Source organism: Amycolatopsis sp. NPDC058986, from assembly GCF_042741125.1.
Lineage (GTDB): Bacteria > Actinomycetota > Actinomycetes > Mycobacteriales > Pseudonocardiaceae > Amycolatopsis.
Genome location: NZ_JBHYJW010000001.1, coordinates 273,037 through 293,125, shown reverse-complemented (window position 1 = coordinate 293,125; position 20,089 = coordinate 273,037). Strand labels below are relative to the sequence as shown.

Annotated in this window: 18 protein-coding genes and 1 tRNA gene; 9 read left to right on the top strand and 10 right to left on the bottom strand. The window is 70.6% G+C overall.

Annotated elements, in window-relative coordinates; translation table 11 throughout:
* Positions 1–14 precede the first annotated feature (14 nt).
* Positions 15–1,598: a hypothetical protein gene (locus ACFW0G_RS01415; protein WP_378322635.1), complete on the top strand. Its 1,584-nt coding sequence runs from the start codon at positions 15–17 to the stop codon at positions 1,596–1,598.
* Positions 1,599–1,601: 3 nt separating this feature from the next.
* On the opposite strand, the gene ACFW0G_RS01410 is transcribed toward ACFW0G_RS01415, so the two are convergent.
* Positions 1,602–3,239 carry an ABC-F family ATP-binding cassette domain-containing protein gene (locus ACFW0G_RS01410; protein WP_378322634.1) on the bottom strand — a complete coding sequence of 546 codons (1,638 nt, stop codon included), beginning with the start codon at positions 3,237–3,239 and terminating at the stop codon, positions 1,602–1,604.
* A gap of 157 nt (positions 3,240–3,396) precedes the next feature.
* Here ACFW0G_RS01410 and ACFW0G_RS01405 point away from each other — a divergent pair, with 157 nt between their 5' ends.
* Positions 3,397–4,263 (top strand): PaaX family transcriptional regulator C-terminal domain-containing protein, encoded by an 867-nt coding sequence (locus tag ACFW0G_RS01405; protein WP_378322633.1) that lies wholly within the window; start codon positions 3,397–3,399, stop codon positions 4,261–4,263.
* A 2-nt stretch (positions 4,264–4,265) separates the two neighbouring features.
* Entirely contained in the window at positions 4,266–5,051 is a 786-nt protein-coding gene (locus ACFW0G_RS01400; protein ID WP_378322632.1) for an enoyl-CoA hydratase/isomerase family protein, read from the top strand.
* A gap of 51 nt (positions 5,052–5,102) precedes the next feature.
* Here the strand turns inward: ACFW0G_RS01400 and ACFW0G_RS01395 are convergent, their stop codons facing one another.
* Positions 5,103–6,071, bottom strand: a complete 969-nt coding sequence (locus ACFW0G_RS01395) for an oxygenase MpaB family protein (protein WP_378322631.1) — start codon at positions 6,069–6,071, stop codon at positions 5,103–5,105.
* 14 nt (positions 6,072–6,085) lie between these two features.
* Entirely contained in the window at positions 6,086–6,709 is a 624-nt protein-coding gene (locus tag ACFW0G_RS01390; RefSeq protein ID WP_378322630.1) for a TetR/AcrR family transcriptional regulator, read from the bottom strand.
* A 148-nt stretch (positions 6,710–6,857) separates the two neighbouring features.
* Between ACFW0G_RS01390 and ACFW0G_RS01385 the strand changes: the two genes are divergently transcribed.
* Entirely contained in the window at positions 6,858–9,113 is a 2,256-nt protein-coding gene (locus ACFW0G_RS01385; RefSeq protein WP_378322629.1) for a glycosyl hydrolase family 18 protein, read from the top strand.
* Between the two features lie 65 nt (positions 9,114–9,178).
* On the opposite strand, the gene ACFW0G_RS01380 is transcribed toward ACFW0G_RS01385, so the two are convergent.
* From ACFW0G_RS01380 to ACFW0G_RS01365, 4 genes are all read right to left on the bottom strand, one after another.
* Positions 9,179–9,252: transfer RNA gene (locus tag ACFW0G_RS01380), tRNA-Pro, on the bottom strand.
* A gap of 106 nt (positions 9,253–9,358) precedes the next feature.
* Entirely contained in the window at positions 9,359–9,931 is a 573-nt protein-coding gene (locus ACFW0G_RS01375) for a hypothetical protein (protein WP_378322627.1), read from the bottom strand.
* Between the two features lie 74 nt (positions 9,932–10,005).
* A complete protein-coding gene (locus tag ACFW0G_RS01370) occupies positions 10,006–12,972 on the bottom strand; it encodes a trypsin-like serine protease (RefSeq protein ID WP_378322626.1) in 2,967 nt (988 codons plus the stop codon).
* 140 nt (positions 12,973–13,112) lie between these two features.
* Entirely contained in the window at positions 13,113–13,994 is an 882-nt protein-coding gene (locus ACFW0G_RS01365) for an XRE family transcriptional regulator (protein ID WP_378322625.1), read from the bottom strand.
* A gap of 120 nt (positions 13,995–14,114) precedes the next feature.
* On the opposite strand from ACFW0G_RS01365, the gene ACFW0G_RS01360 reads away from it, so the two are divergent.
* Together ACFW0G_RS01360 and ACFW0G_RS01355 are read left to right on the top strand one after the other, a co-directional pair.
* The gene (locus tag ACFW0G_RS01360) at positions 14,115–15,086 is read left to right on the top strand and encodes an XRE family transcriptional regulator (protein ID WP_378322624.1); all 972 of its coding nucleotides are present in this window, start codon (positions 14,115–14,117) and stop codon (positions 15,084–15,086) included.
* A gap of 58 nt (positions 15,087–15,144) precedes the next feature.
* Positions 15,145–15,678 (top strand): CHAP domain-containing protein, encoded by a 534-nt coding sequence (locus tag ACFW0G_RS01355; RefSeq protein ID WP_378322623.1) that lies wholly within the window; start codon positions 15,145–15,147, stop codon positions 15,676–15,678.
* 9 nt (positions 15,679–15,687) lie between these two features.
* Here ACFW0G_RS01355 and ACFW0G_RS01350 read toward each other — a convergent pair whose 3' ends face one another.
* Entirely contained in the window at positions 15,688–16,023 is a 336-nt protein-coding gene (locus ACFW0G_RS01350; protein ID WP_378322622.1) for a cupin domain-containing protein, read from the bottom strand.
* A 71-nt stretch (positions 16,024–16,094) separates the two neighbouring features.
* Between ACFW0G_RS01350 and ACFW0G_RS01345 the strand changes: the two genes are divergently transcribed.
* The gene (locus ACFW0G_RS01345; protein ID WP_378322621.1) at positions 16,095–17,042 is read left to right on the top strand and encodes a GlxA family transcriptional regulator; all 948 of its coding nucleotides are present in this window, start codon (positions 16,095–16,097) and stop codon (positions 17,040–17,042) included.
* 7 nt (positions 17,043–17,049) lie between these two features.
* Here the strand turns inward: ACFW0G_RS01345 and ACFW0G_RS01340 are convergent, their stop codons facing one another.
* Positions 17,050–17,400, bottom strand: coding sequence for a hypothetical protein (locus tag ACFW0G_RS01340; RefSeq protein WP_378322620.1), 351 nt, complete (start codon positions 17,398–17,400; stop codon positions 17,050–17,052).
* Between the two features lie 46 nt (positions 17,401–17,446).
* The gene (locus ACFW0G_RS01335) at positions 17,447–18,781 is read right to left on the bottom strand and encodes a PLP-dependent aminotransferase family protein (protein WP_378322619.1); all 1,335 of its coding nucleotides are present in this window, start codon (positions 18,779–18,781) and stop codon (positions 17,447–17,449) included.
* Between the two features lie 81 nt (positions 18,782–18,862).
* Between ACFW0G_RS01335 and ACFW0G_RS01330 the strand changes: the two genes are divergently transcribed.
* Both ACFW0G_RS01330 and ACFW0G_RS01325 read left to right on the top strand, forming a co-directional pair.
* Entirely contained in the window at positions 18,863–19,639 is a 777-nt protein-coding gene (locus ACFW0G_RS01330) for an alpha/beta fold hydrolase (RefSeq protein ID WP_378322618.1), read from the top strand.
* On the top strand, positions 19,636–19,977 hold the full coding sequence (locus ACFW0G_RS01325; RefSeq protein WP_378322617.1) for an SDR family NAD(P)-dependent oxidoreductase: 342 nt from the start codon (positions 19,636–19,638) through the stop codon (positions 19,975–19,977). The genes ACFW0G_RS01330 and ACFW0G_RS01325 overlap by 4 nt, the downstream gene beginning before the upstream one ends.
* Positions 19,978–20,089: the final 112 nt, after the last annotated feature.

Here is a 20,089-nt window from a genome sequence, read left to right as displayed (position 1 = left end):
GATGGGGGCCTGTGGTGGAGCTGAGTCCGGCCGAGGATCGGGTGCTGCGGGCGTTCGCCCGCGGCGCGGAGGCCGATTTCCGGGAGGATTCCGACGAGGGCGCTTCGTGGGGACCCGAGCGGACGGTCCGGGCCGAATTCCTGCGATGGTTGCTGCTCACCGGCAAAGCCGAGGACGGCGTGGTCCCGGCACTGCGCGTGGCGGGCGCGCGGATCAGCGGCAAGCTGGACCTGGCAGGCGCGGACGTCCCCTGCCCGGTCCGGTTCCACGCCTGCCACTTCGACCAGTTGCTCGATGTCGAGGCGGCGAGGACCCGCCAGCTCGACCTCAACGCGTCGGTACTGCCAGGCCTTCGCGGCGCGAGAGTCCGTATGGCGGGTGCTCTCCACCTGACCGCCTGCCGGGTCACCGGGGATGTCCGCTTGGCGGGCGCGCGCATCGCGGGGCCGCTCCTGGCCGAACACGCCCGCCTCGAAGCGACCGAGGGCCGAGCCTTGCGGCTGGACACCGCGCACATCGAGAACGACCTCTGGGCGCCCGGCCTGAAGGCCATCGGGCCGGTGACCATGGAGGGGGCGGCCATCGACGGAGCGCTGAACCTGCGTGACGCCGAACTGAGCAGCCCGGGCGACGTCTGCCTCGACGGCACCAACCTCGGCGTGGGGTCCGGCGTGCTCGCGTCACGACTGGCCACCGTGGGCGAGGTCCGGCTGACCGGTGCCCGCGTCGGCGGCACCCTCGACATCACCGAGGCAACGCTGACTTCCGCCGGGGGCAAGGCATTGCGGGCCGACAATGTCGTCGTCGGCGCCGATCTGCGGGCGACGCGGGTGTCCGCGCGAGGGTGCGTCGACCTGCGCGGCGGGAAGATCACCGGCAGGCTCGACCTCGCGCACGCCGAGCTGTCGAACGACGACGGCGTCCTGGCCCTGCGGGTCGGCAGCTGCGCCGCCGCCGAATTGTCGCTGCGCGAGGCGAAGCCGATCCGCGGGCTGGTCAGCCTGCAGAACGCGCGGTTCGACCTGCTCACCGCGCCCCCCGAGGTCTGGCCAGAAGTGGTGAAGCTCAACGGTCTCCGGTACGGCGCCCTCGCGCCCCACCTGCCCGCGCGAGAACGGCTGCCTCTGCTGAAACGCAACGAAGACGGCTTCGTCCCGGAGAGCTACACGCAACTCGCTGCCGCATACAGCAGCGTCGGCGATGACGTCTCGGCCCGCGAAGTCGGCTTGGCCAGGCAGCGACACCAGCGCGGCACCCGGCCGCGGTACGCGAGGATCTGGGGCTACCTGCAGGACGTCACGGTCGGGTACGGCTACCGGCCGCTCCGCGCGGCGGCCTGGCTCGCCCTGCTCCTCGCCGTCGGCACGCTCGTGTTCGGCTTCCACCACCCGCCCGCGCTGGACGCCGGCAAGGCGCCGGTCTTCAACCCCTTCGTCTACACGCTCGACCTCCTGCTGCCGATCGTGGACTTCGGCCAGGCGAAGGCGGTCAACCCGCACGGCGGCTACCAGTGGCTGTCCTACGCGCTCGTCGCCGCCGGTTGGCTGCTCGCCACCACGGTCGTCGCCGGGATCACCCGCACCATCAACCGCCGGTAGCGCTCAGACCTCGGTGACCTTGCCGTCGGTGACTTCGAGGCGGCGGGTGACGTGGACGGCGTCGAGCATCCGGCGGTCGTGGGTCACCAGGAGCAGCGTGCCGGGGTAATGGTCCAGCGCCGCCTCGAGCTGTTCGATCGCGGGCAGGTCGAGATGGTTCGTCGGCTCGTCCAGCACGAGCAGGTTGACCCCGCGCGCTTGCAGCAGCGCCAGCGCCGCCCGTGTCCGTTCCCCCGGCGACAACGTCGCGGCCGGGCGCAGCACGTGCGCCGCCTTCAGGCCGAATTTCGCCAGCAGTGTCCGGACTTCGGCGTCGGCGAACTCGGGAACCTCGCGGGCGAACGCCTCGGCGAGCGGGTGCTCGCCCAGGAACAGCCGCCGTGCCTGGTCGACCTCACCGACGACGACGCCGGGCCCGAGCGCGGCACTCCCCTCGTCCAGCGGGACCCTGCCGAGCAGCGCGCCCAGCAGCGTCGACTTGCCCGCGCCGTTCGCGCCGGTGACCGCGACCTTGTCCGCCCAGTCGATCTGCAGGTCCACCGGGCCGAGCGTGAACGGGCCCCGCCGCACGACGGCGCCGCGCAGGGTCGCCACCACCGCGCCGGCCCGGGGTGCCGCGGCGATCTCCATCCGCAGTTCCCATTCCTTGCGTGGTTCCTCGACGACGTCCAGCCGCTCGATCATGCGGTCCGTCTGCCTTGCCTTCGACGCCTGCTTTTCCGTGGCCTCGGCACGGAACTTCCGGGCGTTCTTGTCGTTGTCGGGGGATTTGCGACGGGCGTTCTTGACGCCCTTCTCCATCCACGCGCGCTGCATCCGGCCCCGCGCTTCGAGCGCCGCCCGGGTACTGGCGTACTCCTCGTAGTCCTCACGCGCGTGCCGCCGGGCGACCTCGCGCTCCTCCAGATAGGCCTCGTACCCGCCGCCGTACGCCCGCACCTGCCGCTGCGCGAGGTCCAGTTCGACGACCCGATCCACCGTGCGTGCGAGGAATTCCCGGTCGTGGCTCACCAGCACGGTGCCCGCCCGCAGCCCGGTCACGAACCGCTCGAGCCGCGCGAGCCCGTCGAGGTCGAGGTCGTTGGTCGGCTCGTCGAGCAGGAAGATGTCGTACCGGCTCAGCAGCAGCGAGGCCAGCCCCGCCCTCGCCGCCTGCCCACCCGACAACGACACCATCGGCTGTTCCAGATCCACCGCGAGGCCCAGTTCCGCGGCTACCTCGCAGGCGCGGTCGTCCAGATCGGCACCGCCCAGCGCCAGCCAGCGGTCCAGCGCGACGGCGTACCGCTCGTCCGCGCCGGCGACGTCCTCGGTCAACGCCTCCGTAGCGACATCCAGCTCCGCCTGCGCGGCGGCGACACCGGTGCGGCGGGCCAGGAAGGCGCGGACCGACTCGCCAGGTCGCCGCTCGGGTTCCTGCGGCAGGTGGCCGACGGTCGCGGTCGGCGGATTGAGCCGGATTTCCCCTTCCTCGGGGCGGTTCAGCCCGGCCAGCGTCCGCAGCAGCGTCGACTTCCCGGCACCGTTCACTCCGACGAGACCGACGACGTCGCCCGGCGCGACGACCAGGTCGAGGCCCGAGAACAACGTCCGGTCACCGTGGGCGGCGGCGAGATCCTTCGCGACGAGTGTGGCGCTCATGAGGCATCCGAGTCTAGGAGAAGCACTGTCCCGGCTCCGACCCGCATCGATCAACACTCCATGCGGAGTAGTCTTCCGATCACTCTTCGTCGGTAACCTGATCGGGTTTCCGAATTCGCGCCAGCACGACCCGAGCAGTGAGGTCGGTGAACCAACGATGGCGGAGCCACGCACCACCGCGGCCCGGCCGAAAGTCAGCAGACGCCGCGAAGTCAGCCACACCAGTGCCCGGTCGCTCCTGATGACCGTGCTCGGCGAGTACGCGCTCCCCCGCGGCACGCCGGTCTGGACGTCGATGCTGGTCGACGTGCTCGGGTTCCTGGGTGTCGAAGAGAAATCCGCGCGGCAGGCGCTGGCCCGCTCCGCCGCCGAGGGCTGGATCGTTTCCGAACGGCTGGGCCGTCGCGTGCGATGGTCGCTGACCCCGCCGGGACGCCGCCTGCTCACCGAGGCCGCGGAGCGTGTCTACGCCTTCGGCCGGGACAGGCCGCCGTGGGACGGCCGCTGGCTGATCCTGCTGATCTCGGTGCCGGAGGCGAAACGGGATCTCCGCCATCGGCTGCGCACCCGGCTCACCTGGGCGGGCTTCGGCTCGCCGGTGGCCGGGGTGTGGATCAGCGCGGATCCCGGGCGGCAGGAAGAGGCCGACCGCATCCTCGCCGACCTCGGCCTGAGCACGCAGGCGCTGTCGTTCATCGCGGCGTACGGCGAGATCGGCGAGCAGGAGGCCATGGTCACGCAGTCGTGGGACCTCACCGACCTGGAAGAGCGTTACGAACAGTTCGTCGGCCGGTTCGGCGACCTGCGCCCGTCCGGCGGCCGCGCCGTGCTGCGCGCCCAGACCGAGCTCGTGCACGAGTGGCGCCGGTTCCCCTACCTCGATCCGCGCCTGCCCGCCGAGCTGCTGCCGACCCGATGGTGCGGGGCGCAGGCCGCCGATCTGTTCCATCACAAACACGTCGACTGGCGCCCGGACGCCCAGCACTATTGGGACGTCCTCCTGGAAGCCGAAGAAACAGGGTGAGCATGGCTGACAACGCACTGGTCCGGCTCGACCGCGACGGCGGCCTCGCCGTGGTCACCATCGACGCGCCGCCGTTGAACCTCTACACCGCCGAGCTGCACGACCAGTTCGTCGACGCCGTCGCGCAGCTGGAGGCCGCACCGGCCCGCGCTTTGCTGATCCGGGCGGAGGGCAAGATCGTCAGCGGCGGCGTCGACGTCTCCCTGTTCGACGCGCAGGACTCGGCCGCCGAGGCGAAGGTGCTCTTCGACCGGATGCTCACGCTGCCCGACCGCATCGCGGCGCTGGAGTTCCCGACCGTCTTCGCCGCGCACGCCCTGTGCCTCACCTGGGCCTTCGAGGTCGCCGTCGCCTGCGATGTCATCCTCGCCTCCGAGCGTGCGAAGTTCGGGCTCGTCGAGAAGGTCGTCGGCCTGACCCCGACCATGGGCGGCACGCAGCGGCTCGCGGAACGCGCCGGGGCCGGCCGGGCCAAGGAGTTCGTCTTCACCGGCGACACCTACGACGCGGCCACCCTCGAACGCTGGAACGTCGTCAACCGCGTGCTCCCCGCCGAAGGCTTCGACGCAGCGGCGCGCGCCTTCGCCACCCGGCTCGCCGACGGGCCGACCCGCGCCCACGCCGCCACCAAGCGAATTCTCGGGCATTTCGCCCACGGCGGGGTGCCGGAGGCGAACGCCCACGTCACGACGATCGCGGCCGAGTTGTACGAGACCGAGGATCTGCGGAACGCGGTCAAGTCGTTCCTCGCCGACGGCCCCGGCAAGGCCACCTTCACCGGCCGCTGAACCCGGCCGCCAGCCTGCGTGCCCCGGCGAGAGCACAGAGCGTCGGCCTCGTTACCCGGCGGACCTCTCGGCTCGCGCGCCCTGCTGCCCGTACAGTTCCCGCGCCCGCGACGGACTGAGGACCTCGTCCCGCAGCGGTGGCGGACCGGCGAGCGCCTGCTGCCAGACCGGTCGCACCGACGGTGCGATGCGATCGACCATGGCGAGTCGCCGCTTCAACGGCGTCGCGGCGCGCACGACAGCCCGGCCCGTCGGCAGCGCCATGGCGTCAAGGGCGGCGGGCTGGTCGAATCCGCCGAGACGGCGCATCCACCGCGGGATGGTGGCCACCGTCGCGACGGTCAGCGCCCTCGTCGCGGGCCAGAACAACGGCTCGCCCTTCTGCCGCGGCGGATGCAGGAAATGCTCGATGAGCCCGGCGGCGCGTTCGGACATACAGAGCCGTTTCCGGGTGTCCGCGTAGTAGTCCCGGACATCGGCGCGGCTGCGGGGTACCTTCGCCGGATCGCACGTCTGCAGTTCCGCCGCGGTGACACAGTCCGCCCAGTACCGTTCTTCGTCCTCTGTGGACAGACGACCCGGTCCGTACCGTTCGTAGCAGTAGAGGTTCGACTGCCATCCGGTGATGTGGATCCACAGCTGGCTGTCGGGGTTGTTGGCGCTGTAGCGGCGCCCGCTGATCGGCTCGATGCCGGTGGCGCGGGCATGGACCTTCGTCAGCAGCTCCGAGGACTCGATCGCCGCGCGGCTGTCACCGATCGCCACGATCGTGAAGTACGTCAACGTGCTGTCGAGCCGTCCACGCAGGTCGTAGCGGACGCCGTTGGAGTCGTCGACCGCCGCGGTCAGGAACGGATCGAAGCTCTCCACGACGATCGACCGCAGGAACGCGATCAACGCCGTCGGATTGGTCCATACCCGCCAGGTCGGCGAGTCCGGGCCGAAGAGCCCGTGATCCTCACGCGGCCGGTCCGCGTCGAACGGCCAGCCGTGACCGGCCAGCATCCGGGATTGGTTCACGATCGTCCTCCTCGTTATGCGTCGCGGAAGGCGCGGTAGACGGCACCGCCGACGAAAGCGCCGAGTTCGGCAGGGGACCACGCGGCCCCCTCACGCAGGAGCGAACGGACCGCCCCCTCGCTCGCGGACATGAAATGCTCGACCAGCACCGGCAGCTTGCGGTCGGCGTCACGGGTCCCCCACTGCTTCAGCGTCGGCCGCAGCAGCCGGGTGACGTGCTCGGCGACCACCGCGCGGCCGCGCCCGAACAGGTCGGCGACCGCGGGATCCGGGTCGGCGTCGAACACGATCCGCCAGGAGTCCGGACGTTTGGCGACCGTCTCCAGCAGCGCCTGGAAACCGTGGGTGAACACGCTTTCATCCGCGTCGGCGCGCCCGTGCGGCAACGCGGCGAGCGCGTCGTTGAGCAGGTATTCCTCCTCACGCCGCAACAACTCCCGCAGCAGTTCGACGCGATCGGCGAAACACGCGTAAACCACCGGGCGGGTCACCCCCACCCGGTCGGCCACCGCGCCGATCGTCACCGCGGCGACCCCCTGGTCCACCGCGATGGCCAGCGCGGCGTCCAGCACCTGTGGCCGTCGCCGCTCCGGCCCGAGATGCCTCGCCCGGGACCGCGCACCCGTTCCTTCACTCATGTCGGAAAACGCTACACCAATGTAGGAATGCTGGCCAGGGTGACGGTTGGGCCAATTTGGTCTAGACCTTCCGGAACAGCGGGGTTACATTGTTCTGTGGTCTAGACCACACAGGGTCACCTTCCCTCCGTCTCACTGGGAGAACCGCATGAGACGCACTCCCCCTCGGTTACGCTCCGCACTCGCCGCGGCACTGCTCGCACTGGGCGGCGTCGCGGCGTCCGCCGTCCCCGCCCAGGCCGCCGGCCGCCTGACCGCGCAACTCGCGCTCGACGGCACGAACGGCTCCTACACCGTCAAGAACACCAGCAGCGCCGCCGTCAGCAACTGGTCGATCACCTTCCAGCTGCCCTCCGGGGTCACCGCCGGCACCGGCGAGAACGGCACCGTGACACAGTCGGGCAACCTCGTCACGCTCACGCCCGCGTACTACATCGCCACGCTGCAGCCGGGCGCTTCGACCTTCCCGTACAACCCGACCTTCCGCCTCAGCTCAGGGGTTCAACCCACGCAGTGCCGGATCGACGACGCCAACTGCGACGGCTCGCCGGACACCCCGCCCGCAGCGCCGGCGAACCTGTCCGTGGTCACGAAGACAACGACCACGGTCTCGCTGAGCTGGAACGCCTCGGCCCCCGGCTCGCTCCCCGTCACGGGTTACGACGTCTACCAAGGCACGACGCTCGCCACCTCTGTCACCGGCACCAGCGCGACCATCAGCGGGCTGACGCCGAAGACGGCCTACACCTTCACCGTGGTCGCGAAGGACGGCAAGGGAACGAAATCCGCCGCCAGCGCACCCGCGTCGGTGACCACGAACGATCCGGCCGCCGACACCCAGCCACCGTCCACTCCGGGCAATGTCCGGTCGACCGGCGCCACCTCCAGCAGCGTCTCGCTGGCCTGGAACGCTTCGACCGACAACACCGGCGTCGTCGGCTACGACGTCTATCAGGGCAGCACCCTGGCCACGACCGTGACCACGACGTCGGCCACCGTGTCCGGCCTCGCACCGTCCACTTCGTACACCTTCACCGTGCGGGCGAAGGACGGCTACGACAACGTGTCCGCCCCGAGCACGCCCGTGACCGCGAAGACCGGGGACATCGTGTCCGGCTACGCCCGCGTCGGCTACTTCGTCCAATGGGGAATCTACGGCCGCCAGTACTTCGTCAAGAACCTCCAGACCACAGGCGCGGCGAACAAACTGACCCATCTGCTGTACGCGTTCGAGAACATCGACCCGGTCAACCTCACCTGCCTGTCCGGCGTCACGAAGGGCACCACCTCGAATCCGCAGGACCCGAACCAGGGCGACGGAGCGGGTGACGCCGAAGCCGACTACTCGCGGCCGTTCTCGGCCGACCAGTCCGTCGACGGTGTCGCCGACACCGGCTGGGAACCGTTGCGCGGCAACTTCAACCAGCTGAAAAAGCTCAAGAAACTGCACCCCGACCTCAAGATCCTGGTGTCACTGGGCGGCTGGACGTATTCGAAGTACTTCTCCGACGTGGCGGCCACCGACGCGTCGCGGAAGAAGTTCGTCAGCTCCTGCATCGACACGTGGATCAAGGGCAACATCGCGTCGTACGGCGGCGCGGGCGGGCCCGGCACCGCGGCCGGGATCTTCGACGGCATCGACATCGACTGGGAATGGCCGGCCAGCGGCGACGGTCACGCCGGAAACCACTGGAACGTCAACGACAAGCAGAACCTGACCGCGCTGCTGGCCGAGTTCCGCGCCCAGCTGGACGCCTTCGGCTCGACCAACGGAAAGCGTTACCAGCTGCACGCCTTCACCCCCGCCGACCCGGCGAAGGTGGCCTCGGGCTGGGAACTGCCGAAGGTGTTCAGCTCGCTCGACGTGGCCAACGTGCAGGGCTACGACTTCCACGGGTCCGGCAGTGACAACTCGTGGGAGCCGCTGCGCACCGGTCATCAGGGCAACCTGTACGTGGACGCCGAGGATCCGTACAAGTTCCACTTCAGCGTGGAGGGCGCGATCAAGGCGTACACGGACGCGGGCGTCGATCCGCGAAGACTCACCCTCGGGCTCGCCTTCTACGGGCGAGGCTGGCAGAGCGTGGCCGACGGCGGCAAACACGGCGCGTGGCAATCGGCCAACGGCGCCGCACCGGGTCAGTTCGCCGAGGAGGCGGGCACCCGCGGCTACGCGAACCTGGTCGCGAGCGTGCCCAACTGCACCGTCTACCACGCGGAACCGGCGATCGCGACGTACTGCTACACCGGGAACAACGGGCAGTGGTGGACCTTCGACGACGCGTGGTCCATCGGGAAGAAGATGGCCTGGCTGAAGTCCAAGGGACTCCTCGGCGTCATGGCCTGGGAGATGTCCGGCGACACCGGCGTGCTGATGAACGCCGTCGACGCGGGGCTCCGGTAGGCCCGGAATGAAAACGGCCGCTTGGCCAGGGCTTTCACCCTCGCCAAGCGGCCGTTTTCCTCCGGTCGGGCTGACAGGATTTGAACCTGCGACCCCTTGACCCCCAGTCAAGTGCGCTACCAAACTGCGCCACAGCCCGGGTCCGTACTCCGTGGAGTGCGATGTGAGTACTCTAGCGTGCCCCGGAAACGGGCGTGCAGGCAGGTCACCCTGTGTGGCTGACCTGCGCAGATGCGCTGGTCAGCTCATTCCGCTAGCTCGACGAAGCAGTCGAAGAGTGCTTCGGCCGCCGCACACACCTCACGCGGGGGCGTGTGGCGAGGACCGATGAGCACCGCGAGCTGGCGCCAGACCAGACTTCCGGCCTCGCGAAGCACGACAAAGCGAACGGCCGCGGGTTCGGTGGGACGCGGCCGGAGCGCACCGGTCCCCGCGCTCAACGACCCGCCGGGTTCGAGCGCGTCCAGGCATCGGGACAGCATCTCCCCGACCAGGCGGGCGACGGTTTCCCGCGATCCGCCGCGAAGATACGGGACGGCGGCGGGGCGCGTCGTCAGTTCGCCCAAGACGTTCTCCACCATGCGGTCCCGCACCCGGCACAGGTCGTCGCCGGGCAGGACGACGGGATCCGGAGCCGGGTGCGGCCGTACGGGCCGCCTGCCTCGCCACAGCGCGTCGGCCTCCGCCGCGCATTCCGCCATGGTGCCGCCGAAATCGGTGCGCCGCCATCCGGCGGGCGGTTCGGCGTCGGCGGGCCAGATCAGATACAGCGCCGAACTGGTGATGAGGACCCAGTGCCGCGCGGAGCCGGTGTCCATTGTGGATCCTGTCCTCGCAGTGCCGGGACGGGACGGCGGTGCCACTCCTCCCCGGGTGGCACCGCCCGACAGGCTCAGCCGAAGACGAACCAGAAGAAGGAGGCAGTGGCCTTCTTCCCCGCCGCGTCGGCGACCGTCACCGTGACCTGCCTGCTGTCCGGCCTGCTCGGCGTGCCGGAGACGACGCCGCTCGCCGGATCGAGGCTCAGGCCGGGCGGCGGCGCCGTGGACGACCACTGGTACGGGCCGGTTCCGCCGGAGGCCTGCAACGCCAGGTTCACCGCTTGGCCGACCCGGCTGTTCTGGGTGCCGGGGTCGGTCAGCTTCAGCTCGGCGGCCGGCCCGCCGGTCACGGTCAGGCTGTAGCGCGCCGTCTGCGTGGACTTCGCGCTCTTGCCCGAGATCGTGACGTCGTAGGTCCCGGCCGGGGTACTGGCGCTCGTGGTGATGGTGAGCGTCGAGTGCCCGCCGAGATCCACGCTCGCCGGGCTGAACACGGCCGTCGCGCCCGAGGGCAGACCCGACGCGGTCAGGCTGATCGCGCCGGGCGGTGGCGGAGTGTCGCCGCCGGGCAGGTGCGGGGCGACGTCCGCGGCGTACGTCGAGACCCGGGTGTAGACCGCGTACCAGTCGCACGAGGTCGACATCCACGAGAACACACCCACGACCGTGTTGCCCACCAGGTACGGGCCGCCGCTGTCGCCGATGCACGCGCCCGCGTGGTGATCGGCGTAACCCGTGCACAGCATGGCCGGGACCTTGTACTCCTCCCGCCCCTGGTTGTCGACGTACTTGCCCTTGCAGGCGTTGTCCGCGGCGACCGGGACGTCGGCCTGACGCAGCACGTTGCTGTAGGTGTTCGCGGCGATCTGGCCCCAGCCGATGGAGAGTCCCTTCGTCCCGGCCGCCTCCAGGCTTGGGTCGGTGTTCAGCTTGGGATAGGTGATGCCCGCCGGGACCGGCATGTCCTTGTCGAGGGTCACGACCGCGATGTCGGCACCGATCCGCCAGTCCTCGTAGGCCGGGTGGACCCACTGCGAAGCGATCTCGGCGGTGGTGCCGGTGTCCTTGGTCAGATCGTCGGCGCCGTAGACGAACCACTTGTGGCCCGGCTTCTCCAGCAGGCAGTGTGCGGCCAGCAGTACCGTGCGCGGCCCGAACAGCGTGCCCGTGCAGGACTGCTGGCCGGGGAACGCCGAGCCTTCCCGGCGCATCGAGATGATGAACGGGTGCTCGGCCGTCGTGGTCGGGGTACCGCCCACGACACTCGGCGACGCACCTGGCGACGCCGCGGTGACGGCGTTCGCGGTGACGGTCGTGCTCACCGGCTTGCCCGCTGCCACGCTGCCGGAGGACGGCGAGGCGGTCAGGGTGAAGTCCTTCGCCGGCGGCGGGGTGTCACCACCGCCGAGCAGCTTCGTGCCCAGGGCGTCCGCCTTCGGCGAGCCCCAGCCGGTGCACAGGTCGTAGCCGGTGCCCGCGTTGTAGGTGCCGTTGCCGCCGGAAGTCACGTCGTGGAACGTGCTCGCGTAGTCGGCCGACCCGGCGATCCGGTAGATGCTCGGGTTGAGCTGGCCGAGCCGTGATTTCCCACCACCGAGCGACTTCTGGTTCAGCATCGCCACGTAACCCGCCCACAGCGGGGAGGACAGGCTGGTGCCGCCGACGTCGAGCCAGCCGCCGTTCATGTACACCGACAACGCGCCCGCGCCGTAGTCGGCCAGCAGCGAGACGTCCGGCACCGAGCGGTACTGGTTCGTGCCCGGCTGCCAGTCGGGACGGCTGTAGATCTTCGAGTAACCGCCGCCCGAGCGCGTGTTGCCGCTGCTGCCCTGGTTCCAGCACGACTCCGACTGCCAGGTCCCGGCGCTGTCGGACGTCCGCAGCTGCGTGCCGCCGACGCCGGTGAACAACGGGTCGCTGGCCGGGTAATCGGCCTGGACGGTCTTGTTGTCGCCCCGGTAGCCGCAGCCGGTGCCGCCCCAGTCACCGGACGCCGACAGCATCGTGACGCCTTGCGCGGCGAGCTGGGTATAGGAGTCGTGCGAGGCCGCGATCGGGTCCGATTCGCAGACCTCGCCGTTGAGCCACGAACCGGACAGGATCGTGATCTTGTTGTCCGAGGCGATCTTCGCCATCTCGTGCACCCACGCCTGATCGGAGTTGGGCGCCGAGTAGACGATCTGCCTCGCCTTCGGCGCGGTGGCGGCCACCGCCTGGATGTCGAGGGTGACCTCCATCTGGTCGCTGCCGGGATTCGGCACGCCGCCGTCGACCTTCACCAGCTCCGGAGTGACGGCGGGTTGCTTGAAGTACTGCGTCCAGCCGTCGATGTCCGACTGCTTGAACGTGTCGAACTCGATCAGCCCGACCGTCTCGCCCGAACCGTCGTAGGCGCCGGACAGGCCGGTCATGCTGTACGCGGTGCGCAGCTGGGCCGGGGTGTAGCCACCGGCGGGCCCGCCCGGCCCCGCCGGGGCACCCGCGCGGTGCGCCGCCGGGCGGTTGGTCAGGCCGGTGACACCGCGCAGTACCGCGGCGACGTCCCCGGGCACCGCGGTTCCCTTGGTGGCGTTGAAGAAGCGTTCGCCGGAGGCCGAGTGGAAGCCGGAAAGCGAGGTGGTGAACGCACTCTCCACTTCGGACGGTGTGCCGGACGCGGTGACCACCTGCCGGTTGCCGGTGACGTCCTCGACACGCAATCCCTTGCCGGCCAGGTATTTCCGCACCAGGTCGACAGCCCCGGGGGAAGGCCCGAAACGCTCCGTGTAGTCGGCGGCGCTCAGATAGCGTTGGTAGACCGGGGAATTCGGGTCGGCCGTGTCGGCGACGTATCGCTCGGCGCCCGCGACGTCCCGGGGTTTGAGGGCGACCGAGACGGTGATCCGTCCGGGGAGCGCCGCGCTGTCCGCGGTGGCGCCGGCGGGAACGGCGGGTGCGGTCCCGAGCGGGACCAGCGGCGGTGGCGCGGCCGACGCCGCCGGCGGGGAGAAGGCCGCCGTCGCGAGGACGGCCGCCACGAGCAGGGAGGCTTTTCGCATGTGCTGCTCCGGGGTGTGATGAGGAGGGAATACAGCACTACGGACGGTAAGAACGGCGACACGGATTTCTCCAGGCGCTGTGGAAACCACGCCGTGGCAGCGGGATAACCGCTGGTCACTCCCCTGTGTTCACAGAATTGCTACCACGTCCAGCTGGTCCCGACGATGCCGGCACCGACGTCACGCGCCGCCAGCGTCACGGCGTGGTCGTCGCCCAGCCGCACCCGTTCCACCCGCCGCCGCGGCGCCGCGAGGTCACGTTGTTCGAACCGGTAAACGCTTTCCGGTACGTGGTGATCGAAGCGCACCTGGCAGGTGTACACCGGGGTCGGCCGGGTGAGTCTCCGGTGGTAGCCATCGACGGGACGGCCTCGCGGGAACATCAGTTCGTACTCCACCGCGGCCACCTCCCCGGCGGCCAGTTCCCGGTCGAAGACGAGCTCGCCGACCAGAAGCCCGCTGGCGGCGTCCACTCGGACGCGGCCCACCCGGCAGCAGTGCACGGCGGCGAACCGGGGAGCCCGCCTGGCGAGGTCTTCCGTCTGGTAGTACGTCAGCATCCTCGTCACGCCGTCCACGGTGGCCTCGGCGACCAGCCGCACGCGCAGCAGGCGTTCCTGGCGCTCGCCGACCACGAGTTCGTCGTGCACGGACCAGAAACGCACCTGATCCTCCGGTGGCGGTTTCAACGCGAGCGACACCGGCCGCACCGACGGCCACAGCCTGCGCCGCTCCATCAGCGGTTCCCGCCGTTCGCGCGGCACCCGCCGCTCCTCTCCCGGCCCGAGCAACGCGGTCAACGTGCCGGAAGCCAGGCCCAGGACCTGCTCGAGTTCGAACACCGCACGCAGCGACGCCTCACGTCCCGGTTTGGACCGTCCGTGCCGCCAGTACGCCAGCGCGCTGCGCGAGACCGGCACCCCACGGGAAGCCAGGTGCTCACGCAGCCGGTCCAGCGTCAGCCCGGCATCACTGATGGCGGCGTCCAGCGCGCTCGCGAAAGACTCGTCCGGTCCCGGCACGAGACCACTGTCGCGCTCGCCGCTCCGGCGAACCAGCGCCGTTCGTCGGGTACCGCGGTCCGCGCCGGGCCAGGACTTTCGTCGGTTCCGAAACGACGTGCGGCTGATCATGCTGAGAAGGTGACTCGGTCGTCTCCCGGATCGTTCGCGGTCACGCTGGACGCCGCGATCGGCGAATCCGGGCTGTCGCTCGATCGGCTCCAGCACCACCTCGCCGCGCGCGGTGTGCGGCTCTCGCGTTCGGCGCTCTCCTACTGGCGCAGCGGCCGATCACAGCCGGAACGCGAGAAGTCCATGCTCGCCGTCACCCACCTCGAATCGGTGCTGGGGCTCGCGACGGGGACGCTGACGTCGCGGCTCGGGCCGAAGGCGCCGCGAGGACGCTGGCTCGGCGAACCCGCGGTCCGGATCGAACGCCGCCGGTTGTGGCCGCAGCTGCGGGCGATGTCCGGCGAGTTGCGGCCGCCACCGGACGGTCAGCTGTCGTTCTGGTCGATCCACGACCGCATGACCCTCGACGAACAGGGCCGCGAAAGATCATTACAGGTCAGGATGGTCGCCGAAGCCACCGTCGACGGCGTCGACCGGCTCATGACCTACTACCAGTCGGACTCGCCCCTGACCGCCGGCCCGTGCTACCGCTACGTCCGTTCCGCGCGGCTCGGGGTCGTCTGCGTGGACCGGGACACCGGCATGGTCGCCGGGGAGCTACGGCTGGAACACCCGCTGGCGATGGGCGAGGTGACCGTCGTGGACTACGAAATCCGCCTCCCGCCGCGCTCCCCCATCGACCACTACCACCGCCGGTTCACCAGGCCGGTCAAGGAATACGTCTGCCAAGTCCACTTCGGACACCGGATTCCCGCCGACGTCCGCTCGTACGAGCAACGCGGCCCGGACGGCCCCCAGCATCCCGGCAGCCCGCTGGCCGTCGGCGCCACGCACGTCGCGACGCTGGCCCTGCGCGACGTCCGTCCCGGTATCTGGGGCGCGAGCTGGCGCTGGGGCGGCAATTCTGTGAACAGCGGGCCGCGACCAGCGAATTCGACGCCGACGGCACGAATAGTCCACAAAGGTCTGGGCCAGACCTGATCTTCGGCTTACGGTCACGGCGCATTCTCCCCCTTCCCCATTCAGAAAGGGCCTCACCATGCGCCGACCGTCTCGTGCCGTGCTCACCCTCGCCGCCCTTTTCGCCTTCGCCGTCACCGGAACCACCACCACCGCCGCCGCCGCCGCGCCCGCCGCCCAGCCGGTGTCGATGGCCGCCGAGTACGGAACCGTCCCGGCGTCCGCGACGGCGGGCGCCATCGGCGACATCTACCCGGCGAAATGGCGCAACGTCCCGCAGGACTCGGTCATCGACGACTGGAACATGTACAACCGCGAGTGCGTCTCCTGGGCCGCGTTCAACATCGCCCGCCACGGCAAGAGCGCCGCGAACTACGGGGACGCGAAATACTGGGACGACAACGCCCGTAACAACGGATTCCGCGTCGACAATACTCCCACCGCGGGCTCCATCGCCCAGACCGACAACGGCCGCTACGGCCACGTCGCCATCGTCGACAGCGTCCACGGCGACACGGTGACCGTGGAGGACTACAACTGGACCGGCGACGGCCACTACCTCGTCCACGACATCGACGCCTCCGCCTTCCGCTACATCCACTTCTACGGCTGATTCCCGGGGCTAACCCTCCGGGTAGAAGAGGAACAGCGTGCAGCCGCTGGTGGTCGCGGGCACGTGCCACGAGCCCGCCGGAGCGTGCAGGAAGGTCCCGGCCGGGTAGTCGCGCGCGCCGTCATTGAACGTGCCCGCGACCACATAGACCTCCTCCGGTCCGGGCTCGTGGACGTCGCGGTGCGGCCACGACGTGCCCGGGTCCATCTCCAGCACGTGAGCGTGTGCGCCATTCGCCCCTGTCCACAGTGTACGGAGCCGGATGCCGGGGAAGAGCTCACGGACGGGGGCGTCCTTGGCGGAGACGGCGGTGTAGCCCTCCTGGGCGAGAATCTCGGGGTGCATGCCACCACGGTGCCGCGCGCGAACCGTCGCGGGACAGTGTCGGAAAAGACGCCATGGGGTACTTTCTTGCCATGCATCGTGTGGTGGCCCTGGTGCGGCCCGTGCAGTCGACGTTCGAACTGGGCTGCGCCGCCGAGGTGTTCGGCACCGACCGGGCGGAAGTGCCGCGGCACTACGAGTTCGAGGTGTGCACGGAGACACCGGGGCCGGTACCGACCTCGGCGGGCTACACCATGTCCGTGTCCCGTGGCCTGTCGGCGCTCGCCACCGCGGACACCGTGATCATCCCGGGCTGGGCGCCTGTGGAGGCACCGCTCTCCGCCCGCGTACGCCGTGCGCTGCTGCGCGCACACGCCCGTGGCGCGCGGCTCGTCACGATCTGCTCCGGCGTGTTCGCGCTCGCGCGCACCGGGTTGCTCGACGGTCGTTCGGCGACCACGCACTGGGCGAACGCCGAGCGGTTACGGCGGGAGTTCCCCGAGGTGAGCGTGACGCCGGACGCGCTCTACGTCGACCACGGCGACGTCGCCACGAGCGCGGGAGCGGGCGCGGGGCTCGACCTGTGCCTGCATCTCGTCCGCACGGATCACGGCGCCGCGCACGCCGCTCTCCTCGCGCGGCACATGGTGATGCCGCCGCACCGCGACGGCGGCCAGACGCAGTACGTGCCGTCCCCACCGGCCGCGGACGCGCTGAACGGCCTCCTCACGTGGGCGAGCGCGCGGCTCGGCACGCCGTTGTCGGTGGTCGACCTTGCCGCGCACCTCAACGTCTCGCCGCGCACGCTGGCGCGGCGCTTCGCCTGCCAGCTCGGCACGAGCCCCGGCGCATGGCTGCTGTCCCGCCGGGTGACCGAGGCCCGCACGCTGCTCGAGAACACGGATCTCCCGGTGGACGCGATCGCGGCCCGCGTCGGCCTCGCCTCGGCGGTCAACCTGCGCCGTCGCTTCCACGCGCTGGTGGGCACGACCCCGGGCGCCTACCGGCGGGCGTTCCGCGGCAGCACAGCGGCGGGGTGAAGGCCGGTCATTCGCTCTGGGCCCACGCCGCGACCGGCAGCGACAGGTAGATCCCGAAGTCGCGCAGCCCGGTCGCGGCCGCAACACTCTCGTGCAACCGGTCGACGCGCTCCTGCCGATCACGGGCCCGGCTCTCGAACCACTTGGACCGCACCTCGATCACCACGTCGAGACCGCCGCGGTCGAACGGCCCCAGACCGCGGAACCGCAGTTCGACGTCACCCGGCCGCAGATCGCCGTCGTAGGGCTCTTCCGGGCACTCGACGGCGAGGGAAACGAGGTGGGGCAAGGATTCCGCCAGTTCGCGGAGCAGATTTTCCGGGACGTGGGGCGCGTAGGTGATCTCGACGAGGGGCACCCGTCCAGTTTAGACGGACGCCCGTACCGGACTGCCGCCGCGGACCTCAGAATTCGGCGGTGTCGTCCGCGTCGCTGCGCGCCAGCGCGGCGAGCGTGTCCAGCGCGTGCGCCAGGATTTCCCGTGGCGGGGCGGACAATGCGAGACGCACGGCATTGGGTGCGTGCCCGGACCCCACGGTGAACGCCGCCGCCGGGGTGATCGCCATGCCGTGCCGGGCGGCCGCGGCGACGAACGTCTCGGCACGCCACGGCGCGGGCAGTTCCCACCAGCAGTGGTAGGCGCCGGAGTCGGCACGGACGTCGAAGCCGGCGAGACGCTCGGCAAGCAGTCGCTGGCGATCCGCGGCGTCTTTTCGTTTGTCGCGCGCGATTTCCGCCGCGGTGCCATCGGCCAGCCAGCGCGTTCCCGCTTCCATCGCGAACCGGGAAGCGACCCAGCCACCGGAACGCAACGCGGCGGCCACGCGCTCGTACAGCGAAGCGGGCGGGACGGCGAATCCCATCGTGAGGCCCGGTGCGAGCCGCTTGGACAGGCTGTCGATGAGGACGGTGCGTTCGGGAGCGTGCGCGGCGAGCGGCGCTGGCTCCTCGCGAAGGAAGGCATAGATGCTGTCCTCGATCGCGTAGCAGTCCAGTTCCCTGAGCACGCGAGCCACTTCGGCGCGACGCGATTCGGGCATCGTCACGCCGAGCGGGTTGTGCAGCGTGGGTTGCAGGTAGACCGCGCGCAACGGCGCCGCGGCGCGGATCGCGGCCGGACTCACGCCCTCGCCGTCCGTCTCGAGCGGGACCAGCGCGACCCCCAGGCGATCGGCCACGGCTTTCACCACCGGATAGGTGATCGCCTCGACCCCGAGCCGTTCCCCGACGGGCACCAGCGCTGCGATGGCCCCCGCGATCGCCTGCCTGCCGCTGCCGGCGAACAGCGGAGGCGGTGCCGTCCAGCCGGCGCGCGACAGCGTCGCGATGGCGGCCTCCCGGGCCGCGGGCGTGCCGACGACCTGCGCCGGGCGCAGCGCCTCCCCCAGCGCGTCCGCGCGCAGGAGGCCCGCGAGGCTCTCCGCCAGCCGCGCCGGCTGACCGGGCAGCACGGGGAAGTTCAGCTCCAGGTCGACGCGCGCGTCCGCCGGTTCGGCCAGCGCCGGCTCCACGCCGTCCTGACCGGCACGGATGAACGTGCCCCTGCCGACCTCGCCGACCGCGAGGCCACGCCGGACCAGTTCGCCGTACACCCTGGCCGCGGTGGAGTTCGCGATGCGGTGCATGCGAGCGAACCGGCGCTGCGGTGGCAGCCGGTCGCCGGGAGCGAGGCGGCCGGCGGCGATGTCGGCCGCGATCGCGTCGGCCACTCTGCGGTAATCCGGCACGTTCACCCTCATTGCTCCGAGTACATTGTTTTCATTGCACCGACATAGTGCTCTCGATAGCGTGGTGGCGTCAACCAGGCGGAGGGAGCATCGATGCACGTGAACGGCATCAACCTGGAGTACGACGAGCGCGGCGAGGGCGAGCCGATCCTGCTGGTCCACGGCCACCCGTTCGACCGCTCGATGTGGCGCCCGCAGCTGGCGCACTTCGGCGCCCGCCACCGGGTACTCGCCCCGGACCTGCGCGGTTACGGAGCCAGCACCGTGGTGCCCGGCAAGACACCGCTGGACGTGTTCGCCAAGGACCTCGCCGCGCTGCTCGACCACCTCGGCATCGAACGCGTCGTCCTCGGCGGCCTGTCCATGGGCGGGCAGATCGTCCTGGAGTTCCACCGGCTCTTCCCCGGACGAGTGCGCGCGCTGGTGCTCGCGGACACGAGCGCCGAAGCGGAGACGCCGGACGGGGTACGGGCCCGCGACGAGATGGCCGATCGGCTGCTCCGGGAAGGAATGTCCGGCTACGCCGAGGAAGTGCGGTACAGGATGGTCAGCCGGGACAACCCCGAGACCGCCGAACTGGTGGCCGGCATGATGCGCGCGGCGCCACCGGAGGGCGCGGCGGCGGCACTGCGCGGCAGAGCCGAGCGTCCGTCCTATGTGGACATGCTGGCCACGGTGCGGGTCCCGGCGCTGGTGGTGGTCGGCGAACAGGACGAGTTCACCCCGCTCGCCGACGCGCGGCTGCTGCACGACCGGATTCCCGGGGCCCGCCTGCTGGTCGTACCGGGAGCCGCGCACATGCCGAACCTGGAGCGGCCGGATGTGTTCAACTCCGCGCTCGAAGAACTGCTGGCGGAGGTGGCGTCGTGAAGGTGCTCGTCACCGGCGCGAGCAGTGGTTTCGGCGCGGCGATCGCGCGCCGCTTCGCCGCCGAAGGCGCGGAGGTCATCGGCGCCGCACGGCGTACGGAGCGTCTGGCCACCTTGGACGGTGTCCGGCCGCTCGAACTGGACGTGCGGGATCGCGTAGCGGCGCAGCGGGCTCTCGCCGCGCTGGACGACGTCGACGTGCTGGTGAACAACGCCGGGCTGGCGCTGGGGCTGGAACCGGCGCACGCCGCGAGCCTCGACGACTGGGACCGGATGATCGACACGAACTGCAAGGGGCTCGTGTACTGCACGCACGCGCTGCTTCCGGACCGGTCCTGACGTCGCGAACGCTCCGTTGCCGACGATGAACGTCCCGAACGGCGCGGTGGGCGCGGACCCAGGACGGTGGGGGGCACGGGTGGGTGGCGGGGGGCGCCGGGGGGGGGCCGCC